The 17,150-nt window shown below is 61.8% G+C and carries 23 protein-coding genes and 1 pseudogene; 15 read left to right on the forward strand and 9 right to left on the reverse strand.

Going from position 1 to position 17,150, the window contains the following annotated elements:
• Positions 1-110: 110 nt before the first annotated feature.
• A complete protein-coding gene (locus tag AC0L3O_RS12980; RefSeq protein ID WP_027151072.1) occupies positions 111-293 on the reverse strand; it encodes a hypothetical protein in 183 nt (60 codons plus the stop codon).
• Positions 294-661: 368 nt separating this feature from the next.
• Here AC0L3O_RS12980 and AC0L3O_RS12985 point away from each other — a divergent pair, with 368 nt between their 5' ends.
• From AC0L3O_RS12985 to AC0L3O_RS13005, 5 genes and pseudogenes are all read left to right on the forward strand, one after another.
• The gene (locus AC0L3O_RS12985; protein WP_027151071.1) at positions 662-928 is read left to right on the forward strand and encodes a hypothetical protein; all 267 of its coding nucleotides are present in this window, start codon (positions 662-664) and stop codon (positions 926-928) included.
• Positions 925-1,173 (forward strand): hypothetical protein, encoded by a 249-nt coding sequence (locus AC0L3O_RS12990; protein ID WP_128169625.1) that lies wholly within the window; start codon positions 925-927, stop codon positions 1,171-1,173. The genes AC0L3O_RS12985 and AC0L3O_RS12990 overlap by 4 nt, the downstream gene beginning before the upstream one ends.
• A 50-nt stretch (positions 1,174-1,223) precedes the next feature.
• Complete coding sequence (locus AC0L3O_RS12995; RefSeq protein WP_023799867.1) at positions 1,224-1,361, forward strand: hypothetical protein; 138 nt, start codon at positions 1,224-1,226, stop codon at positions 1,359-1,361.
• Between the two features lie 337 nt (positions 1,362-1,698).
• Positions 1,699-2,333, forward strand: a pseudogene (locus AC0L3O_RS13000) (CSS-motif domain-containing protein).
• Between the two features lie 74 nt (positions 2,334-2,407).
• Positions 2,408-3,082, forward strand: a complete 675-nt coding sequence (locus tag AC0L3O_RS13005) for an EAL domain-containing protein (RefSeq protein ID WP_473615758.1) — start codon at positions 2,408-2,410, stop codon at positions 3,080-3,082.
• 87 nt (positions 3,083-3,169) lie between these two features.
• Here AC0L3O_RS13005 and AC0L3O_RS13010 read toward each other — a convergent pair whose 3' ends face one another.
• The gene (locus AC0L3O_RS13010; RefSeq protein WP_128177013.1) at positions 3,170-3,571 is read right to left on the reverse strand and encodes a Kazal-type serine protease inhibitor family protein; all 402 of its coding nucleotides are present in this window, start codon (positions 3,569-3,571) and stop codon (positions 3,170-3,172) included.
• 528 nt (positions 3,572-4,099) lie between these two features.
• Here AC0L3O_RS13010 and AC0L3O_RS13015 point away from each other — a divergent pair.
• From AC0L3O_RS13015 to AC0L3O_RS13025, 3 genes are all read left to right on the forward strand, one after another.
• Entirely contained in the window at positions 4,100-4,312 is a 213-nt protein-coding gene (locus AC0L3O_RS13015) for a cold-shock protein (protein WP_023799871.1), read from the forward strand.
• A 281-nt stretch (positions 4,313-4,593) separates the two neighbouring features.
• Positions 4,594-4,806: a cold-shock protein gene (locus AC0L3O_RS13020; protein WP_006202521.1), complete on the forward strand. Its 213-nt coding sequence runs from the start codon at positions 4,594-4,596 to the stop codon at positions 4,804-4,806.
• A 243-nt stretch (positions 4,807-5,049) separates the two neighbouring features.
• Entirely contained in the window at positions 5,050-5,469 is a 420-nt protein-coding gene (locus AC0L3O_RS13025) for a BA14K family protein (protein WP_473615759.1), read from the forward strand.
• 115 nt (positions 5,470-5,584) lie between these two features.
• Here AC0L3O_RS13025 and AC0L3O_RS13030 read toward each other — a convergent pair whose 3' ends face one another.
• From AC0L3O_RS13030 to AC0L3O_RS13040, 3 genes are all read right to left on the reverse strand, one after another.
• Positions 5,585-6,226: an MBL fold metallo-hydrolase gene (locus tag AC0L3O_RS13030; protein ID WP_128177015.1), complete on the reverse strand. Its 642-nt coding sequence runs from the start codon at positions 6,224-6,226 to the stop codon at positions 5,585-5,587.
• 239 nt (positions 6,227-6,465) lie between these two features.
• On the reverse strand, positions 6,466-6,783 hold the full coding sequence (locus AC0L3O_RS13035; RefSeq protein WP_027151066.1) for a hypothetical protein: 318 nt from the start codon (positions 6,781-6,783) through the stop codon (positions 6,466-6,468).
• Positions 6,784-6,928: 145 nt separating this feature from the next.
• On the reverse strand, positions 6,929-7,822 hold the full coding sequence (locus tag AC0L3O_RS13040; RefSeq protein WP_091598375.1) for a branched-chain amino acid aminotransferase: 894 nt from the start codon (positions 7,820-7,822) through the stop codon (positions 6,929-6,931).
• A gap of 243 nt (positions 7,823-8,065) precedes the next feature.
• Here AC0L3O_RS13040 and AC0L3O_RS13045 point away from each other — a divergent pair, with 243 nt between their 5' ends.
• From AC0L3O_RS13045 to AC0L3O_RS13060, 4 genes are all read left to right on the forward strand, one after another.
• Entirely contained in the window at positions 8,066-8,599 is a 534-nt protein-coding gene (locus tag AC0L3O_RS13045) for a MarR family winged helix-turn-helix transcriptional regulator (RefSeq protein WP_031255243.1), read from the forward strand.
• Complete coding sequence (locus AC0L3O_RS13050; protein ID WP_023799877.1) at positions 8,586-9,305, forward strand: response regulator; 720 nt, start codon at positions 8,586-8,588, stop codon at positions 9,303-9,305. The genes AC0L3O_RS13045 and AC0L3O_RS13050 overlap by 14 nt, the downstream gene beginning before the upstream one ends.
• Positions 9,306-9,357: 52 nt before the next feature.
• On the forward strand, positions 9,358-10,770 hold the full coding sequence (locus tag AC0L3O_RS13055; RefSeq protein ID WP_473475490.1) for an ATP-binding protein: 1,413 nt from the start codon (positions 9,358-9,360) through the stop codon (positions 10,768-10,770).
• 218 nt (positions 10,771-10,988) lie between these two features.
• Positions 10,989-12,074 carry a glycosyltransferase family 4 protein gene (locus AC0L3O_RS13060; protein WP_473475491.1) on the forward strand — a complete coding sequence of 362 codons (1,086 nt, stop codon included), beginning with the start codon at positions 10,989-10,991 and terminating at the stop codon, positions 12,072-12,074.
• A 226-nt stretch (positions 12,075-12,300) separates the two neighbouring features.
• Here the strand turns inward: AC0L3O_RS13060 and AC0L3O_RS13065 are convergent, their stop codons facing one another.
• The 4 genes from AC0L3O_RS13065 to AC0L3O_RS13080 form a co-directional block, all read right to left on the reverse strand.
• On the reverse strand, positions 12,301-12,744 hold the full coding sequence (locus AC0L3O_RS13065) for a YybH family protein (protein WP_023799881.1): 444 nt from the start codon (positions 12,742-12,744) through the stop codon (positions 12,301-12,303).
• A gap of 335 nt (positions 12,745-13,079) precedes the next feature.
• Positions 13,080-13,439 (reverse strand): tRNA-binding protein, encoded by a 360-nt coding sequence (locus tag AC0L3O_RS13070; RefSeq protein ID WP_027151061.1) that lies wholly within the window; start codon positions 13,437-13,439, stop codon positions 13,080-13,082.
• An 18-nt stretch (positions 13,440-13,457) separates the two neighbouring features.
• Positions 13,458-13,958: a type III secretion system chaperone family protein gene (locus AC0L3O_RS13075; RefSeq protein ID WP_006202532.1), complete on the reverse strand. Its 501-nt coding sequence runs from the start codon at positions 13,956-13,958 to the stop codon at positions 13,458-13,460.
• Positions 13,959-14,269: 311 nt separating this feature from the next.
• On the reverse strand, positions 14,270-14,572 hold the full coding sequence (locus AC0L3O_RS13080; RefSeq protein WP_287230744.1) for an accessory factor UbiK family protein: 303 nt from the start codon (positions 14,570-14,572) through the stop codon (positions 14,270-14,272).
• A 155-nt stretch (positions 14,573-14,727) separates the two neighbouring features.
• Between AC0L3O_RS13080 and AC0L3O_RS13085 the strand changes: the two genes are divergently transcribed.
• The 3 genes from AC0L3O_RS13085 to AC0L3O_RS13095 all read left to right on the forward strand — a co-directional run bounded on the left by AC0L3O_RS13085 (position 14,728) and on the right by AC0L3O_RS13095 (position 17,055).
• Positions 14,728-14,886 carry a hypothetical protein gene (locus AC0L3O_RS13085; protein WP_023799884.1) on the forward strand — a complete coding sequence of 53 codons (159 nt, stop codon included), beginning with the start codon at positions 14,728-14,730 and terminating at the stop codon, positions 14,884-14,886.
• 126 nt (positions 14,887-15,012) lie between these two features.
• Positions 15,013-15,888 carry a prolipoprotein diacylglyceryl transferase gene (gene lgt, locus AC0L3O_RS13090; RefSeq protein WP_287171591.1) on the forward strand — a complete coding sequence of 292 codons (876 nt, stop codon included), beginning with the start codon at positions 15,013-15,015 and terminating at the stop codon, positions 15,886-15,888.
• A gap of 78 nt (positions 15,889-15,966) precedes the next feature.
• Positions 15,967-17,055 carry a class I SAM-dependent methyltransferase gene (locus AC0L3O_RS13095; protein ID WP_287238955.1) on the forward strand — a complete coding sequence of 363 codons (1,089 nt, stop codon included), beginning with the start codon at positions 15,967-15,969 and terminating at the stop codon, positions 17,053-17,055.
• The last annotated feature ends 95 nt before the right edge of the window (positions 17,056-17,150 follow it).

Raw genomic sequence — 17,150 nt, forward strand, 5'->3', positions numbered from 1 at the left:
GGAAACCTGCCGTGTTTTGTCCGCCTGCCGCGATCTAGGCCATCGGCGCGGCAGGTTCAAGGGTTCGCAGGCCAGCTTACCGGAAATCCTGGGTTCATGGGCCGGCCATGTCAGATCAGGCGGTTGGTCTCCGCAACCTGTCTGGCCCGCCGCAGCGTGCCGTCGGTGTCGGCAATCCTGCGCCTCGCTGCCTCATCACTTCTTATCGTCAGTCGCGCCGACATGACTTTTGTGGGCTTGATGATCGGCTTGATTGTTACGGTCGAGCCATCAGGCGTTTTCACGGAAACCATGGATTTTCCTTTCAAATATAAATAAAAATCTATGCCAGGATGAAGTTTTCCGGCACAATCTCAAACAATTCTTGTGAAGAGTCCGGATCGTATCACCATTTTACAAATAGCCCTAGAAAAGTAATTTTACGCCAAGATCGGCTCCAGGCGGGAATCTTCTTGAATAAACCGCAATTTTGGATTAATGAATTGAGATCGTTTTTTGGGCCAAGCTTGGCATCTCGCGGCGTCAGAAGTTCTCGACCCGCCAAACTCATTCCAGATCGCCGATACCCAAATTGCCGAACAGGGACCCACGATCTTAGGTCCCGGTGCCGCGAAGCGGGCACCACCCTATCGGATCCAAGACGACACTTCGAGGCACGAGAATGTCTGGCCGAACTACCCATTCCATCGCGCATTTCGAGGCACCCTTCATGATTGGCGGCCTGGAAGGACAATTGCCGGCCGGCGACTACGACATCGACCACGATGAGGAGCTTGTCGATGGCATCTCGTGGCTTGCCTGGCGCCGTGTCGCCACTTTCATCCACCTGCCGGCAAGGACGGTGAAAAGCCAGACCAGCCAATTGGTCGCCATCGATTTCGCCGAACTCGAAACCGCGCTGAGGCGCGACCAGGAGAATGCCGCATGATCCGCTTCCAGCAGAACGCGCGCCCGCGCACCGACACGCCTGCGCATCTTTTCGCGATCGGCCAGACCGTTCGCATGAAGAGCCGCACCGGCCTTGTTCAGAAGACCGCCGAGCTGTTCCAGATCAAAAGCAGGCTGCCGGTCAAGGACGGCTCGCCGCAATACCGCATCCGCAGCAACGAGGAGACCCATGAGCGGGTCACCACGGAAGACAATCTCGAAGTGGCCGACGATCCAAACGGCTAGCCGCCCATCAACCGTCGCCACCATGTTCATCAATCACGAGGGACCAGGAAATGGCCAAGGGTCAACAGCGCAGCAACCGCGAGACACGCAAGCCCAAGAAGGACAAGACGGCAGCAAAGCCGGCCTCGCCCTTCGGCTCGGCTGTCAAGCAGGCGGAAGCCGGTTTGAAACCGAAGTCCAAGGGCTAGCGGCGGACGGATGAGCAGCCCTGCATTCATCCAGCCATCGCGGGCCGGATTATAGATCATGTAATTTCGAAGCCCTATAAGGTCCGCTGGAACCGGGCCCGATCACAGTTGGCTGCCTGGCGGGCCGCGCGCGAAATCGTCGCTCGCAGCCGAATGCAGGGAGGCGCACATGGACAGGTCGCGCATCATCGTGACTGCGGTGGTGCTGGCCCTGCTCGGTGCGATAGTACCCATCGCGGCGATGTTCCACTTTTCATGGGTCCTGGCGGTTCAAGAAGAACACGAGCGGCTGGAGCTGTTCGCCAACCGCGCGATCGCCAGGGCCAGCATATCCCTCATGGATGCAGCCGGCGCGTTGCGGGAGATCGACCGGTTCACCGGCGACCGCTGTTCGGTGGACCACATTGCCCGCATGCGGCGGCTCACCATCAACACGCGCTCGATCGAAGAATGGGCTATTTCGAAAACGGCCTGCTCAAATGCACATCCTGGGGACCGACCGAGGGACGCGTTACGCAAGCCGCACCGGATTTCACCGCTGCAGACGGCGTTGCCGTCACTGCCCGGATACGGCCCCTGGCCAACCTGGACCATCCGCTGATGGCCCTGCAGTACAAGCGCCATAATGTCCTTATCGACCCCCTGCGCTTTGTCGACATCGTCGTCGATCCCGACGTTCAGCTTGCCCTGGCGACAAACACGGGCGTCCTGCTCAGCGCGCTGAACGGGCCTGATCCTGCCCGCATCGGCAAGATCATCGCCGACCCTGGCAAAGGCCTGGATGACGGTCATCTGTTTGCCGCGGTGCGCGGGACGGACTGGATCGCCGTCGCCACCGAACCGGAAAGCCAGATTGTCGACAGCGTGCGCAGGCGGCAATTGCTGTTGCTTCCCCTCGGCGCTTTCATCGCCGCTTTCATCATCGGCATGGTTGTCTGGCTGTCACGACGGCGGCTGTCGCCGCTTGGATAATTGCAGATTGCCGTGCGCAAGCACGAGTTATCGTCCACTATCAGCCGATCGTCGCGCTCAGGACAGGCAATTGCGTGGGTGCCGAAGCGCTGGTGCGCTGGAGACGACCCGACGGCACGCTGGTCCGGCCCGATCTCTTCGTCCCGCTGGCCGAAGAGAGCGGCCTGATCGCGGCAATCACCGACCAGATCATCGCCCTTGTTGTTTTGGACCTGAAAAAACTTCTTGTCGCCAATCGTTCGCTCCACATCGCGATCAATCTCAGCCCGGCCGACGTCAGAACGGCAAGGGTCCTTCCGGTCATCGAAAAGGCCCTGCAGCACACCGGAATTCAGCCTCGGCAGATCTGGCTGGAGGCGACGGAGCGCGGTTTCGTCGACGTCGATTCAGCGCGTTCGACCGTCATTCGCGCCCGCGAGCTTGGCCATGCGGTCGCAATCGACGACTTCGGCACAGGTTATTCGAGCCTGTCCCATTTCGAGGGCCTGCCGCTCGATGCGCTGAAGATCGATAAGTCGTTCATCGACACGATCGCTACGGATTCCGCCACCAGTTCCGTCACGCCGCATATCATCGACATGGCCAAGACGCTGAAGCTGAAGATCATTGCCGAGGGCGTGGAGACGCAGGCACAGGTCGACTACCTGATGGAACGCGACGTCGACTATGGTCAGGGTTGGTTGTTTGCCAAACCTATGCCCGCGGCCGAGTTCATCGCCTATTGCCGCAAGGCCAGGCCGCCGACGTAGAAGCAAGAGCCGCCAGCTGCCCTCGCGCGGCTGCGCCCAGTTGATGGATGAGCCTCCCCGCCCGGAGACGGGGAGGAAACCAGCCTCTCAGCAGGGACCGTCGTCGACGATGCGATAGTCGGCGGCGCGAGCCTCGCAGGCGTTGGGGAAGGTGCGCAACGCGCTGCCGCGGCGGGCGCAGACCGGGCGGTATTCGCGCGTGCAGAATGTCTGCTCTCCATCACCGCCACCGTCGCGGCACTGGCCGTCGCTGATGATGCGATATCCGGCCCGCTCGGCAAGGCAGGCATTGGCGAAGGTCTGGCGGTCGCCACCGCGCCGCGCGCAGACCGGATCATATTGTCTGGTGCAATATTGCGGCTCGGGCCGAGGCGGGCGGTAGCCCGGTCCGTCCTCCTCCACCACCACCGCGGTACAGGCTGCAAGAACTGCCGACAGCAACAGGATGGCAAAACCCTGTCGCGAGAAGATTGCCGCAGGAAATTTCATCACCAGACCTCCCTCTAGCCCCCGCTCGAATGCATGTCACCCAAAAGCATGCCCACGGGGCTCTGACCCGAGGGTGCGAAGCGGTTTGGGACAACGGCATGCGCAAAAGCAAAATGCGCCTACACGCCAAGCCGATCCTCGCCATTCCACCCGCCGAATGCAACCCCTGTTTGCAGGCTCCCAGCAGGCTGGACCATGCGTGGCCGGGCTATGGCCGATGACCACCGGGCGAGCACCCCGCTTTGTCGATGCCATGTGTGCGAAGGCGCCCATGAGCGGCCGTTGGCGCTACCTTGCAACCATCGCGTTTCCGTGCGATAAATTTTGTGTTCGGGCATTTGCGACCCGGAGAGCGGAACGTTTTGGACGACCTTTCCCCGATACTGTGAATCTCTGACGGCCCCGTTTTTCGGCGGGGGTTCTAACCATGCGCCAATGCATGACTGCCGAAGCAACCACCGGGACTTGCCCACGGCGTCAGGCGGCGGGCAAACCACAAAGACTGACACGGGTGAAGGAGTTTCCCCAATGGCCCAGACCGGCACCGTTAAATTCTTCAACGCTACCAAAGGCTTCGGCTTTATCACGCCAGACGACGGCGCCAAGGACGTGTTCGTCCACATCTCGGCGATCGAGGCTTCGGGCCTGCGCACGCTCGTCGATGGCCAGAAGGTCACGTTCGATGTCGAGCCCGACCGCATGGGCAAGGGGCCGAAGGCGGTCAATCTCCGCGCGGACTGAACCGTCGGCGCGCATGTCCGCCCGGACGTGCCCTAGGGGACGTGCGAAGCCGGAGGTGCCAGGAATGAGCCCGAGGCCGCTCCAAAGGCCTTGAACCGGCTTTCAGCGCCGGACCCGAGTTTCGAAGGCGCGGCGGTTTCGTCGCGCCTTTTTTAGTGGCAGGGCGGCAAGCCACTGCTCGCAAAACTTTCTCTTGCCGATGGCGCTAAAATAAACGACAAATTTCTACTCGGGCATTTGCCGGCCCGAAACTGGACTTGATGGGATCAAAGGAGCTTCCCATGCCGCAGACCGGCACCGTCAAATTCTTCAATCATGCCAAAGGCTTCGGCTTCATCACGCCGGATGATGGCGCGAAGGATGTCTTCGTCCATATTTCGGCCGTGCAGGCGTCGGGTCTTCCCGGTCTTGAGGATGGGCAGAAGGTGACATTCGACACCGAGCCGGACAAGCGCGGCAAGGGTCCGAAAGCCGTCAACCTGTCGATCGGCTGAGCCGAGCTCGAGACAGCGTCGGGCGGTCCGCTGGCGCAGCTCCGCTCCTTGTCGAGCGTACAATATTTGTGCCTTGCGCCATGCCTGATCGATAAATCGACTGGTCCCAGCCCGCCAATTTCGTTCAGCCCCCGTTCAGCCACGGTCGCCTATTAATCTTCGGTAAAGCCGGACCGCATCCCCCAGATTACCCACAGATTACCCGGGCCGCAGATTACCCGGGCCGGCATGAAGGAGACCGAGATGAACCGAATTCTCAAGACCGCCGTCCTGTCCGCCGCGATCGTTGCAACCACGCTCGCGACCTTGTCGGCGGCCAGCGCTGGTGACTGGCGCCACCGGCACCACCATCGTGGCAATGGCGATGCGATCGCGGCAGGTGTCCTTGGCCTCGCGGCCGGCGCCCTGATCGTTGGTGCGCTCAACAACCCGCAGCCCAGCTATTACGACCCCGGTTATGACGATTATGATCGTTATCCACGGCGGTCCGCCCCGGTGCGCCGCTACTACGCGGAACCGCGGGTCGCCTACAATGACGGCTATGCCGAGCCATGGACCCGTGGCTGGTATGAATATTGTTCGGATCGCTATCGCTCTTTCAACGGCCGCACCGGCACGTTCACCGGCTATGACGGCGAACAGCATTTCTGCACCGCGAACTGAGGCTTCCCTGCCCCCCCAAAAAAGCGCTGTCCGCAAGGACAGCGCTTTTTTTTCGGCGTCATAAGGAAAGGAGAGACCGACGCGCGCCGCGTGAGGCTCCGCAGCCACGACGCGTTTAAATCAGGAAGGGGTTGCTCCGGCGCTCCTCGCCGAAGCGGCCGCCGGGACCATGGCCGCAGATGAAGCCGATGTCGTCGCCGAGCGGCAGAAGCTTGTCCTTGATCGAGGCGATCAGCGCGGCGTGGTCGCCGCCCGGCAGATCGGTGCGCCCGACCGAGCCGCGGAACAACACGTCGCCAACATGGGCGAACTTCGCAGCACGATTGTAGAAGACGACATGGCCGGGCGCGTGGCCCGGGCAATGAAAGACTTCGAACGCGTGCTGGCCGAACGAGACGGTATCGCCTTCGCCGAGAAAGCGGTCGGGCACGCAGTTGCGCACCGGATCGGTGATGCCGTAGTGTTTCGCCTGCTTCTCGAGATTGGCAAGCAACGGACGGTCGGCCTCATGCGGGCCGATGATCTCGATGCCGAGCGCGTCCTTCAGCTCCATGGCGCCGCCGGCGTGGTCGATGTGACCATGCGTGATCCAGATCGCGCCGGCGTTGATCGCATTGTCCTTGAGCACTGTCAGCACCTTGTCGATGTCGCCGCCGGGATCGACGACGACGCCTTGCCTGTCGTCCATGTCGAAGAGGATGGTGCAGTTTTGCTGGAAGGCCGTGACCGGCACAATGCCGGCGTTGAGCTGACCCATGATCGTCCTTTCGCTGTGTCGCTTCTGATTTAGAGACACACGCGAACGTCGTCCGTTATCGCAAAACCGCTGCACACTTTTGCGCGACATGCATTAGCGGTTTCGGGCTTTTGCGTGGGCGGCTTCGGCCGCCCGTTTCATTTTTGCGTTGTCGCGACAGCCGGATGCGGTGGCGACATGCATGAACAACAACCTAAAGCGCATCGCGTGAGGTCGGTCGAACGCGACGCGCTTTAGGCTTACTTCTTCGTCGCGTTCATGACCGCGCCGATGATGGCCGTCAGAATGGCGCCACCACCGGCACCGCCGAGGATGTTCTGCACATTCAGCGCGCTGCCCAATCCGCCCGTTGCTGCTGCGGCTGCAGCCGGATCGATCGTGCCGCCGCCGAGCAGGCTGCCGAGGATGGCCGCACCGCCGACGCCGCCAAGGGCGCCGCCGAGGATTTTGGTAAGCTGCCCCATTGCCGCTGTCTTGAGCGCGGCGCCCACCGCCTGGCCACCAATGACACCCATAATCACCTGAACAATGATCTGAAGAAGCGTGTTCATGTCCATATTGCCAGTCCCTCCATAGCTGCCAGCCTCCCGGGCCGACAGCATCATGAGACGCCGAACTGGACGAAAGTCAAATGCCGAGGTGCTTAAATAAAAGGGGCAGTCCGAAAACCGCCCCTACTTGTTAAAAAAGTTGTGACTTTCGTTATTCTGCGGCAATCGCATGCTTGGGTTGAACGGCTGCAGAATAGTCGTTCATCAGAGTCTTGGCGATTTCGCCCACCTCGAATCGGTATGGACCGATCTCTGAAACGGGCGTCACCTCGGCCGCCGTTCCGGTGAGGAAGCACTGCTGGAAGCCTTCGAGTTCTTCCGGCATGATGGTGCGCTCGATCACCTCGAAGCCGCGATCCTTGGCAAGACCAATGACTGTACGGCGGGTGATGCCGTCGAGGAAGCAATCAGGAGTGGGGGTGTGGATCTTGCCGTCCTTGACGAAGAAGATGTTGGCGCCGGTTGCTTCCGCAACCTGGCCGCGCCAGTCGAGCATCATGGCGTCGGCATAGCCTTTGGCTTCGGCGGCATGCTTGGACATGGTGCAGATCATGTAGAGGCCGGCGGCCTTCGATTTCGACGGCGCGGTGCGCGGATCGGGGCGGCGCCATTCGGCCAGATCGAGGCGGATGCCCTTCAGCTTCTGTGCCGGATCGAAATAGCTGGGCCACTGCCAGATGGCGATGGCGCAGTTGATCCGGCTGTTTTGCGCCGAGACGCCCATCTGTTCGCTGCCACGCCAGGCGATCGGCCGGACATAGGCATCCTGAAAACCCTGCTTCTTCAACAGCGTGCGGCAGGCGTCGTCGATCTCGGCAACCGAATAGGGAATCTTGAAGCCGAGCAGGCGTGCCGATTCGTGCAGGCGCTCGCTGTGATCGGTCAGCTTGAAAATCTCGCCGCCATAGGCGCGTTCGCCCTCGAACACCGCGCTGGCGTAGTGCAGGCCATGGGTCAGCACGTGGATCTTGGCGTCGGCCCATTGGACGAACTCGCCGTTCATCCAGATAAAGCCGTCCATTTGGTCAAAGGGAACGGATGCCATGGTAACCTCCCGCGGGCGGCCGCCCGCACATTATCGTTGCGCGTTTCTTGTCAGCCGCACCGGGCGGCCGCTATCTCGAAGCGTAGGCGGATATATAAGGTCTGGCAAACACAGGAAGTTCCGGAAAAACGGCTTTCCCTTGCCTTTTCGTTCGCAATCCGCCGAAAAGCTTGTCAAAAATTACCATTGCCGGGAAATTACGTCAATAGTACTGACATAATTTCCCTTTCGCACGGAGAAATGATGACGGATCGCAGCCACCCAGCCGGAAAACCGATCAGGACGGCGATCACCGACGAGGACGGCATCGACTTTGCCATCATCGAACTGTTCTTCTTCGCCTATCGCGATTTTACCTCCGATCCGGACCAGATCCTGTCCGACTATGGTTTCGGCCGCGCCCATCACCGGGTTCTGCATTTCGTCAATCGCAGGCCGGGCCTGACGGTCGCCGAACTCCTCGACGTGCTGAAGATCACCAAGCAGAGCCTGGCGCGCGTGCTCAAGCAACTGATCGACACCGACCACATCGTCCAGTTGCAGGGTCCGCGCGACCGCCGCCAGCGCGAGCTCTATCCGACAGCTAAGGGCCGCGCCCTGGCGCTGGCGCTGGCACGGCCACAGTCACGCCGCATCCATGCTGCATTGGAAGATTCCGGAGCCACCGAACGCGCCTTGATCGAGCGCTTCCTGGAAGCGATGGTCAATCCGGAACTAAGGGCGCAGATCGACATTGTGCCCGCAAAAACGTCAGGGAAAAGCCATGGAGACCATTGAAAAGGTTGATCAACCGGCAGCACCGGACGACGATGCGCCGCATCTGCTGGTGATTGATGACGATACCCGTATCCGCAATCTTCTCAAACAATATCTGACCGAAAACGGCTTTCGTGTCACCGTTGCCGGAAATTCCGGCGAAGCGCGGCGCAAGCTCGCCGGCCTCGATTTCGATCTGCTGGTGCTCGATATCATGATGCCGGGCGAAACCGGCGTCGATCTCGCCAAGGCATTGCGGGCAACCAAGAACGTGCCGATCCTGATGCTTACCGCGCTGTCCGAGACCGACAGCCGGATCACCGGGCTCGAGGCCGGCGCCGACGACTATCTGCCGAAGCCTTTCGATCCCCGCGAATTGATCCTGCGCATCAACAACATCCTGCGCCGCGGCGGTCCGGCAACGACGCCCAAGGTCGAGCAGCTGGTCTTCGGGCCTTACACGTTCCAGATCGCCCGGCGCGAGCTCAAGCGCGGCGGCGAGGCTCTGAAGCTGACCGACCGCGAGCAGGAGATCCTGGCGATCTTCGCGGCCCGTGCCGGCGAAACGATACCGCGTCATGAACTTGTCGGCGACGAATCCGAAGTCGGCGAGCGCACCATCGACGTCCAGATCAACAGGCTGCGCCGCAAGATCGAGCGCGATCCGTCCAATCCGGTCTGGCTGCAGACCGTGCGCGGTATTGGGTATCGGCTCAGCGTGGAATAGACTGCCGCCCGCAGCCCCTTGTCGAGCGGCTGCGGATGAGCAAAAAGGGCGAATGGCGACCACGCAACTGGAACGGCCGGGAGATCGGGGCTTGAGCGCTCGCGCCAGGCGGGCACTGAAGGCCGTGCCGCTTGCCTGGAAACGGTTCTGGCGCCTGGTTTCGCTTTACATGCCGAAGCGGCTCTATGCCCGCTCGCTGATCATCGTCATCGCGCCGATGATCCTGCTGCAATCGGTCCTCGCCTTTGTCTTCATGGAACGCCACTGGCAGACCGTGACGCAGCGCCTGTCGCAGGCCACGGTCCGCGACATTGCCGCGATCGTCGACCTGGTGGAAACCTATCCGCACGACGCCGACTACGCCAACATCATCCGCATCGCGCAGGATCGCATGCAGCTGAAGATCGACTTGCTGCCGCCCGATCCGCTGCCGGCGCCCGGTCCAAAGCCGTTCTTCTCGATCCTCGACGAAATTCTCTCGTCCGAGATCACCCATCAGATCAACCGTCCGTTCTGGATCGATACGGTCGGCAATTCCAATATCATCGAGGTCCGCGTCCAGCTCGAAGGCAAGGTGCTGCGCGCCTTCGTGCGCCGCAGCCAGGCCTATGCCTCGAACACGCACATTTTCCTGATCTGGATGGTCGGCACCTCGCTGGTGCTGCTGATGATCGCCATCCCGTTCCTGCGCAACCAGATCCGGCCGATCCTGACGCTGGCCGAGGCCGCCGAAAGTTTCGGCAAGGGCCGGCCGATGCCGCTCGATTTCCGTCCGCGCGGTGCCGAGGAGGTTCGCCGCGCCGGCTTTGCCTTCATCCAGATGCGCGAACGCATCGAACGCCAGCTCGAACAGCGCACCGCCATGCTGAGCGGCGTCAGTCACGATTTGAGGACCATCCTCACGCGCTTCAAGCTGCAGCTTGCGCTGACCGGGACCAAGGCCGACACCGAGGCGCTCGGCCAGGACATCGACGACATGCAGTCGATGCTGGAAGGCTATCTCGCCTTTGCCCGCGGCGAGGCAACGGAAGACGCCGGCCGTTTCAACCTTGAAGCCTATTTCGACAAGCTCGGCGAGGAGGCGACGCTGCGCAAGCGCAAACTGTCGACCTCGCTCGCCGGCGATCCAAATGTGCATGTGCGGCCCCACGCCTTTGCCCGGCTGTTGTCCAATGTCGTCGGCAACGCCTTCCGTTATGCCAAGGCGGTTGAGATCAACGCCAACCACGGCCGCGGCTCGCTGCTCGTCACCATCGACGACGACGGTCCGGGCATTCCGCCTGAAAAGCGCGAGCACGTGTTCAAGCCTTTCGTGCGGCTTGACGAAGCCCGCAACCTCGATGCCAGCGGCACCGGCCTTGGCCTTGCCATCGCACGCGACATTGCCCGCAGCCATGGCGGCGACATCATGCTCGACAAGAGCCCGCTCGGCGGCTTGCGCGCCGTCATCAAGGTTCCTGCCTGATTAGAGCGACGTGCGTCCAATTGGACGCACAAAGCACGCTCTAACACTTTGAACTTACGCATCGTGCTTTCAGGTGTAGTAGACGGCCATCGGCTATGCCTTTATCGGCCCGTCATGAAACCATGCTGAAGAGCGCGCATGAAGCGCGTGATCCTGATTGATTCGGCCTTGCGGCCTCGCATCAAGGAAACCGACGACCTTTCAAGCAAAGGCCTGCTATGCGCATCCTGATGGTCACCGACGCCTGGCGCCCGCAAGTCAACGGCGTCGTCCACACGCTGGAACGGCTTTCGGAAACCCTGAAATCCTTCGACGTCGAGACGGACTTCCTGACCCCGAACATCTTTCGCACCTTGCCGCTGCCGACCTACCCGGACATCCGGCTGGCGCTGACGACGCCAGGCCACGTCGCGCGCCTGATCGAAGCGCGCAAAGCCGATCATATCCATATCGTCACCGAAGGCCCGCTCGGCATCATGGCGCGGCGCTATTGCCGCAAGGCCGGCCGGCCGTTCACGACAAGCTATCACACGCGCTTTCCGGAATATCTGAGCGCGCGGCTGCCAATACCGGAAGCCTGGGCCTATCGCTGGCTTCGCGATTTCCACAATTCAGGACAAGGCACGCTGGTCGCCACCCAGTCGCTGGCGGACGATCTGGCGGCGCGCGGCTTCACCAAGCTCAGGCCATGGACGCGCGGCGTCGATACCGACCATTTCCGGCCGGACAAGAAAAAGGATATGGGGCTCAAGCGACCGATCTTCCTCTGCGTCGGCCGCGTCGCGATCGAAAAGAACCTGGCCGCCTTCCTCGACCTGGATTTGCCCGGCAGCAAGGTGGTCGTCGGCGAGGGACCGGAGTTGGCCAGGCTCAAGGCCAGATACCCCGATGCCCATTTCCTTGGCCACCGCCCGAACGACGAACTGGCCGAAATCTATGCCTCGGCCGATGTCTTCATTTTTCCCAGCCGCACCGACACGTTCGGCAATGTCATCATCGAGGCGCTGGCCAGCGGCACGCCGGTCGCAGCCTATCCGGTGACCGGGCCGATCGACATTGTCGGCGACGGCGTCGGCGGAGCCGTATCGAATGATTTGCGTGAGGCCGCGCTCGCCGCGCTCGATGTCGACCGCGCCGAAGCGCGCCAACGGGCAATGCGCTATAGCTGGAAGGCCTGCGCGGAGATGTTCCTGGAAACGGTTGGAGAGGCGCTGGGCACCCAGCGAAAACTGACACCACCTTTCGTCATCCACGGGCGAAGCGGCGGCAACGCCGGCGCGCAGACCCGAGGATCCATTTCGTGACCTGCGAGCGGCCCGTTTCGGTGAAGAACTTGTTGGGTTGAGGCGGCGGCGGCTCCACAGGTTCATCCGGAACGCTTTGCCGAAAACAGGGAAGCGCAGGCGCTGATCGATTTCAATTACTTGCGCTAGGGTGCAGCTCTTGGCGTCCGTCAGGATCGTGACTGCGCTAGCTGAGGCAGCGACCCGGTAGCGGACCCCTCCCGTCGGAAGCAGAGAACGCCGTTGATCAGTTGAAGGTGTGCAGCCGGAGTTTCAGGCTGCCATCTGCCTGCTTTTCGAAGACGTGGGTTGCCACCCCGGCCCACGGCTGATCCGCACCATTGGCGTCTTTACCCTTGGCCGACCATTTCGCCGTGCCAAACAGCAGGTTGCCGTCACCTCCTGCTTCGATCAGTTCGAGCTTGTGGCCTGTCACTCCCATGCCGAAGAGGCCGCCAAAGAATTTCTCGACCCCGTCCGGTGCCTTGATGACGTCATGGGTGGCGGGTAAGAAGATCGCGTCGTCGGTGTAGAACGCCGCAACCGCCTTTGCGTCTGCTTTGTTGAACGCAGCGTCCCAGGCCACGTAAGCGGCTTTCACCTGATCGTCGACGGGGTCAGCGTTGGCGGGCGACCACGAAAAGAGGCAAAGGGAAAGCACAGCGAAAATCGCAGTCAGCAGTCGAACCATCGTATCCTCCCGAGAATTGGCGGCACAGCCCGACAGATGCCGCGTCAAAACAATACGCCTGGGCCGTTGGGCTGTCGACTAATCCGTTTTGGGTGGCCGCCCACAACGAAAACTCAATCGATGTAGTCGCCGAGAACGGCAATCACGTGCAGGTCAAGCCTGTGGGCACCCTTGGTTCATTCGCGGGCATTCGGCGTGGTCGCGATACTGCGGCCGAGGTTTCTGGTGATCACGACTTTTGGGGAAACCACGCGCTTCTTGAGATCAAACCCCTGGAGCGGCCAAGGAAAGTCTGCGCGTCGGCTTCGCTCCCGCTCCGCCCGTGGATGACGAAGCTAGAACAGTCGGCCGCCGTCAGGCACCCTGCGTTCGATCGCACCGAGGACGACCGCACCCTCCTCGTCGGGAAAGCCAAGCGTCAGCACTTCCGACATGAAGGGGCCGATCTGCCGCGGCGGAAAATTGACCACCGCGAACACCTGCCGGCCGATCAGCGTCTCGGGCGCATAGTATTTGGTGATCTGCGCCGACGATTTCTTCACCCCGATGTCAGCGCCGAAATCGATCTTCAGCTTGATCGACGGCTTGCGCGCCTCCGGAAACGGCTCGGCCTCGACGATCGTGCCGGCGCGAATGTCGACACGGTCGAAATCGGCGAAGCTGATCTCGGGCTTGCGCTGGCTGCTCGAACTCATGGCGGGTCAGGACCTGGCTCAGGCGTTTCCGTAGGTCTCGAACAGGACGCCGGCCAGCGCATCCTTGGCCGAGGTTCCCGACCAGACGACGAACTGGAACGCCTGGAAGTAGCATTCGCAGGCTTCCAGCGCCGACGACAACAGCACCTCGACCTGCTGGCTCGACGGCTCGACCCCGCCGGCGAGCAGCAGCGACTGGCGGAACATGATCGCGCCCTCCTGCTCCCAGAGGTCGAAATGGCCGAACAGCATCTGCTCGTTGATCAGCGAAAGCAGCCGCATCACTTCGAGCGCGCGCGCCTCCGGCACCTTGATGTCGAAAGCGCAGGCCAGATGCAGCGCCTCGAAATCCTCCATCCAGGAAAATGAGACGTGGTAGTCGGTCCAGCTTCCGGCAACCGAAATCGAAATCTCGTCGTCGCCGGCCCGTTCGAAGGACCAGTCGTTGTTGTGCGCCACCTGCTCGATAACGTCCACCGGATGGATTTCGCGCGAGAATTCGAGTTCGAGAAGTTCCATGAATGCTTCCTGTCGTTCCTTCGCCTCGGCCGGCGGGGCACCCACAACGAACAATTTTGTCTAGAACTCGGACGGCCGGGACTTCGTCAACGCACAAAGACCCCAGACCGGACCCCACCGCCCGGCGCATGACCCTGCTCCGAATCATGCAACAAATTCAGTCTATTGATCGGGAGTCGCGTGACCAGCCCAATTTTTCGCACTGCGTCATTCGCATGTGGAAAGCCGCTGTCACAAAGATTCACGCAATGCCAGTAAGCGATTCACGACAAAGCGCTTTTTGCGATTGTGCTTTGTGGAAAAGTTTAACGTTATTTTTTTAACCTGGACTTTGCCGCAGCCGCAGGCGCGGCCTGCCCGGTCAGTTCGGCGAGCTTCGCCTCGAGCGTCTCGATGCGCGCAGCGAGACGGGTGTTTTCTTCCCTGGCTTTTACCGCCATGTCGCGGGCGGCCTCGAATTCTTCGCGCTGCACCAGGTCCATCGAGTTGAGAACACGCTCGGCCTGCCCCTTGAAGGCGGTTTCCACTTCGCGGCGCACGCCTTGCGCGGCACCGGCAGCGTCGGTCATCAGCTTGGCGAATTCATCGAGAATGCGGTTCGGTCCGGTCGACATGGCAAATCCTCGCTTGCTCGATTTGACGTAGTGGCGCGCGACGCGGAATGCAAGAACGTTGAGGCTGCTGCGTCATCAAGTCGGGTGCAATTTGACCTGACCTCGCAAGCCATAGCTGGTACCGTCCAAGAAAGAGCATTTTGACGGGGCCTGCAATGGCTTTCAGTGCGAATTTGGACCAGCGTCTTGCCGCACGCGACGCCGCGCTCGCCAAGGGCATCGGCGATGCCGACGCAGGGCGGGTGAAGCCTGCGGAAGAGGTGCTTGACCGCCTGGAGGCCAAATACAAGGGATTGGCCGGGACCAAGCTGTGAGGCGGCAGTACCGGCGCGATCAGCCCGCTTCCCGAAGCCGTATTTGCCGCGCCAGCGTCGCCTTGACCGGGCCAAAACCCTGCCGCATGGTCCGCGCCCGAACGTGATCGCAACCGGGAGATCCTGTTGAGCGAGTATCTTATGCTGCCGTTGGCCGTCCTGCCCTTCCCCAACATCGACCCGGTCATCGTCCAGATCGGGCCGCTGGCGGTGCATTGGTATGGCGTCGGCTACATCGTCGGCATTCTCTTCGCCTGGTGGTATGCCAAGCGGCTCGTCACCAATGCAAGGCTCTGGCCCGACGGCACCGTGCCCATGAAGCCCGAGGATCTCGACGACTTCATCGTCTGGGCGGCTATCGGCGTGGTGCTTGGCGGGCGTGTCGGCTACGTGCTGTTTTACGACCTGCCGCGCTACATCGCTCAACCCTTTGATATCCTTGCTGTCTGGCAGGGCGGCATGTCGTTCCATGGCGGGCTGCTCGGCGTCATTCTCGCCATGACGCTGTTTTCCTGGTCGCGCGGCATCCGCACCTGGTCGCTGTTCGACGTGGTGGCGGCCGGCGTGCCGGTCGGCCTTGGCCTCGTCCGCATGGCGAATTTCATCAACTCCGAACTCTGGGGCAGGCCGACCGACGTGCCATGGGCGGTCGAATTCCCCAATGGCGGGCCATTTGCGCGCCATCCGAGCCAGCTCTACGAGGCGCTGCTCGAAGGCCTGGTGCTGTTCCTGGTCCTGCGCTTCTTCACCCATTCCAGGCTCAAGCTGAAGACGCCGCGCTTCGTCGGCGGCGCCTTCATCGCCGGTTACGGTCTCTCGCGCATCTTTGTCGAATTCTTCCGCGAGCCCGACCAGCAGCTCGGCTACCTCCTCGGCACCAACTGGCTGACGATGGGCATGGTGCTGTCGCTGCCGATGCTGCTGGCCGGCATCTGGGCGATGGTGACTGCTACCGCATCGGCCCAAAAATCGGAATCGATTTTGGGGAAGCACGATGCGTAGAATCAAAGTGCCAGGGCGTACTTTGTGCGTCCAAATGGACGCACGTCGCCCTAGGGCGGTAACACAGCCACAGCCGGTATGACCCGGCTGAAAACCCGCATCGTCGAGCTGATCGGTGCGGCGGGGCCGATCCCCGTCAACCACTACATGGCGCTTTGCCTGTTCGATCCGCTGGACGGCTACTATACGACACGCGAGCCGTTCGGGGCTGCCGGCGACTTCGTCACCGCGCCGGAGATCAGCCAGATGTTCGGCGAGCTGATCGCCGTCTGGCTCTACGAAGCCTGGCTGGCGACCGGCCGGCCGATGCCGGCCACCATCGCCGAGATCGGCCCCGGCCGCGGCACGCTGATGAAGGACATGCTGCGCACGCTTGCGCGGCTCGATCCGGCGCTGACCGCCGGTGCGTCGTTCGCCATGATCGAGACCAGTCCGCGACTGGCCGATGTCCAAAGGCAAACGCTTGTCGCCACGCCGGCCGCGATCGGCTGGCACGAAAGCATCGACACGCTGCCGCAGACCCCGCTTTTCATCGTCGGCAACGAATTGTTCGACGCGGTGCCGATCCGCCAGTTCGTCCGCGCCGGAACAGGCTGGCGCGAACGGATGATCGGCCTCGATGGCGCCGACCAATTGCACGTCTTCGCCGGCGCCGGCTCGGTCGATCCAACACTGTTGCCAGACGATGCCGAAAACGCGCCACAGGGCGCGATCGTCGAGGTCGCGCCGGCCCGAGCCGCGCTGATGGCGACCATCGCCGAGCGCTTGGCCGGGCTCGGCGGCGCCGGCCTGTTCCTCGACTATGGCTACCTCCAGCCAGGGATCGGCGACACGTTGCAGGCCTTGCGCAAGCACGATCACGAAGATGTGCTGGCCAATCCAGGCGAAGCCGACCTCACCGCCCATGTCGATTTCGCCGCCCTTGCCGCGATCGTGCGGGCGCATGGCCTCGATGCCCATCTCTCCACGCAAGGCGAATTCCTGGTGGAAATGGGGCTTCTCGAACGCGCCGGCCAGCTCGGCGCCAATGCCAATGAGGCGGCTCGCGAAAAGATTGCGGGTGAGGTCGAACGCCTCGCCGGCCCGCAAGCCATGGGCGACCTGTTCAAGGTGCTTGCTGTCCTGCCTGCCGGCATCGCCGTTCCGCCCTTTGCAACGGCGGATTGACTTTTCACTGCCGCCTCTCCCACTCTCCCGCCTTCCGACTGTCGCCGTCTTTCGACTGTCGCTTGACGAAATCGCTCTCACGGACAACAACGCAG

This window comes from Mesorhizobium sp. WSM4810, assembly GCF_055811235.1.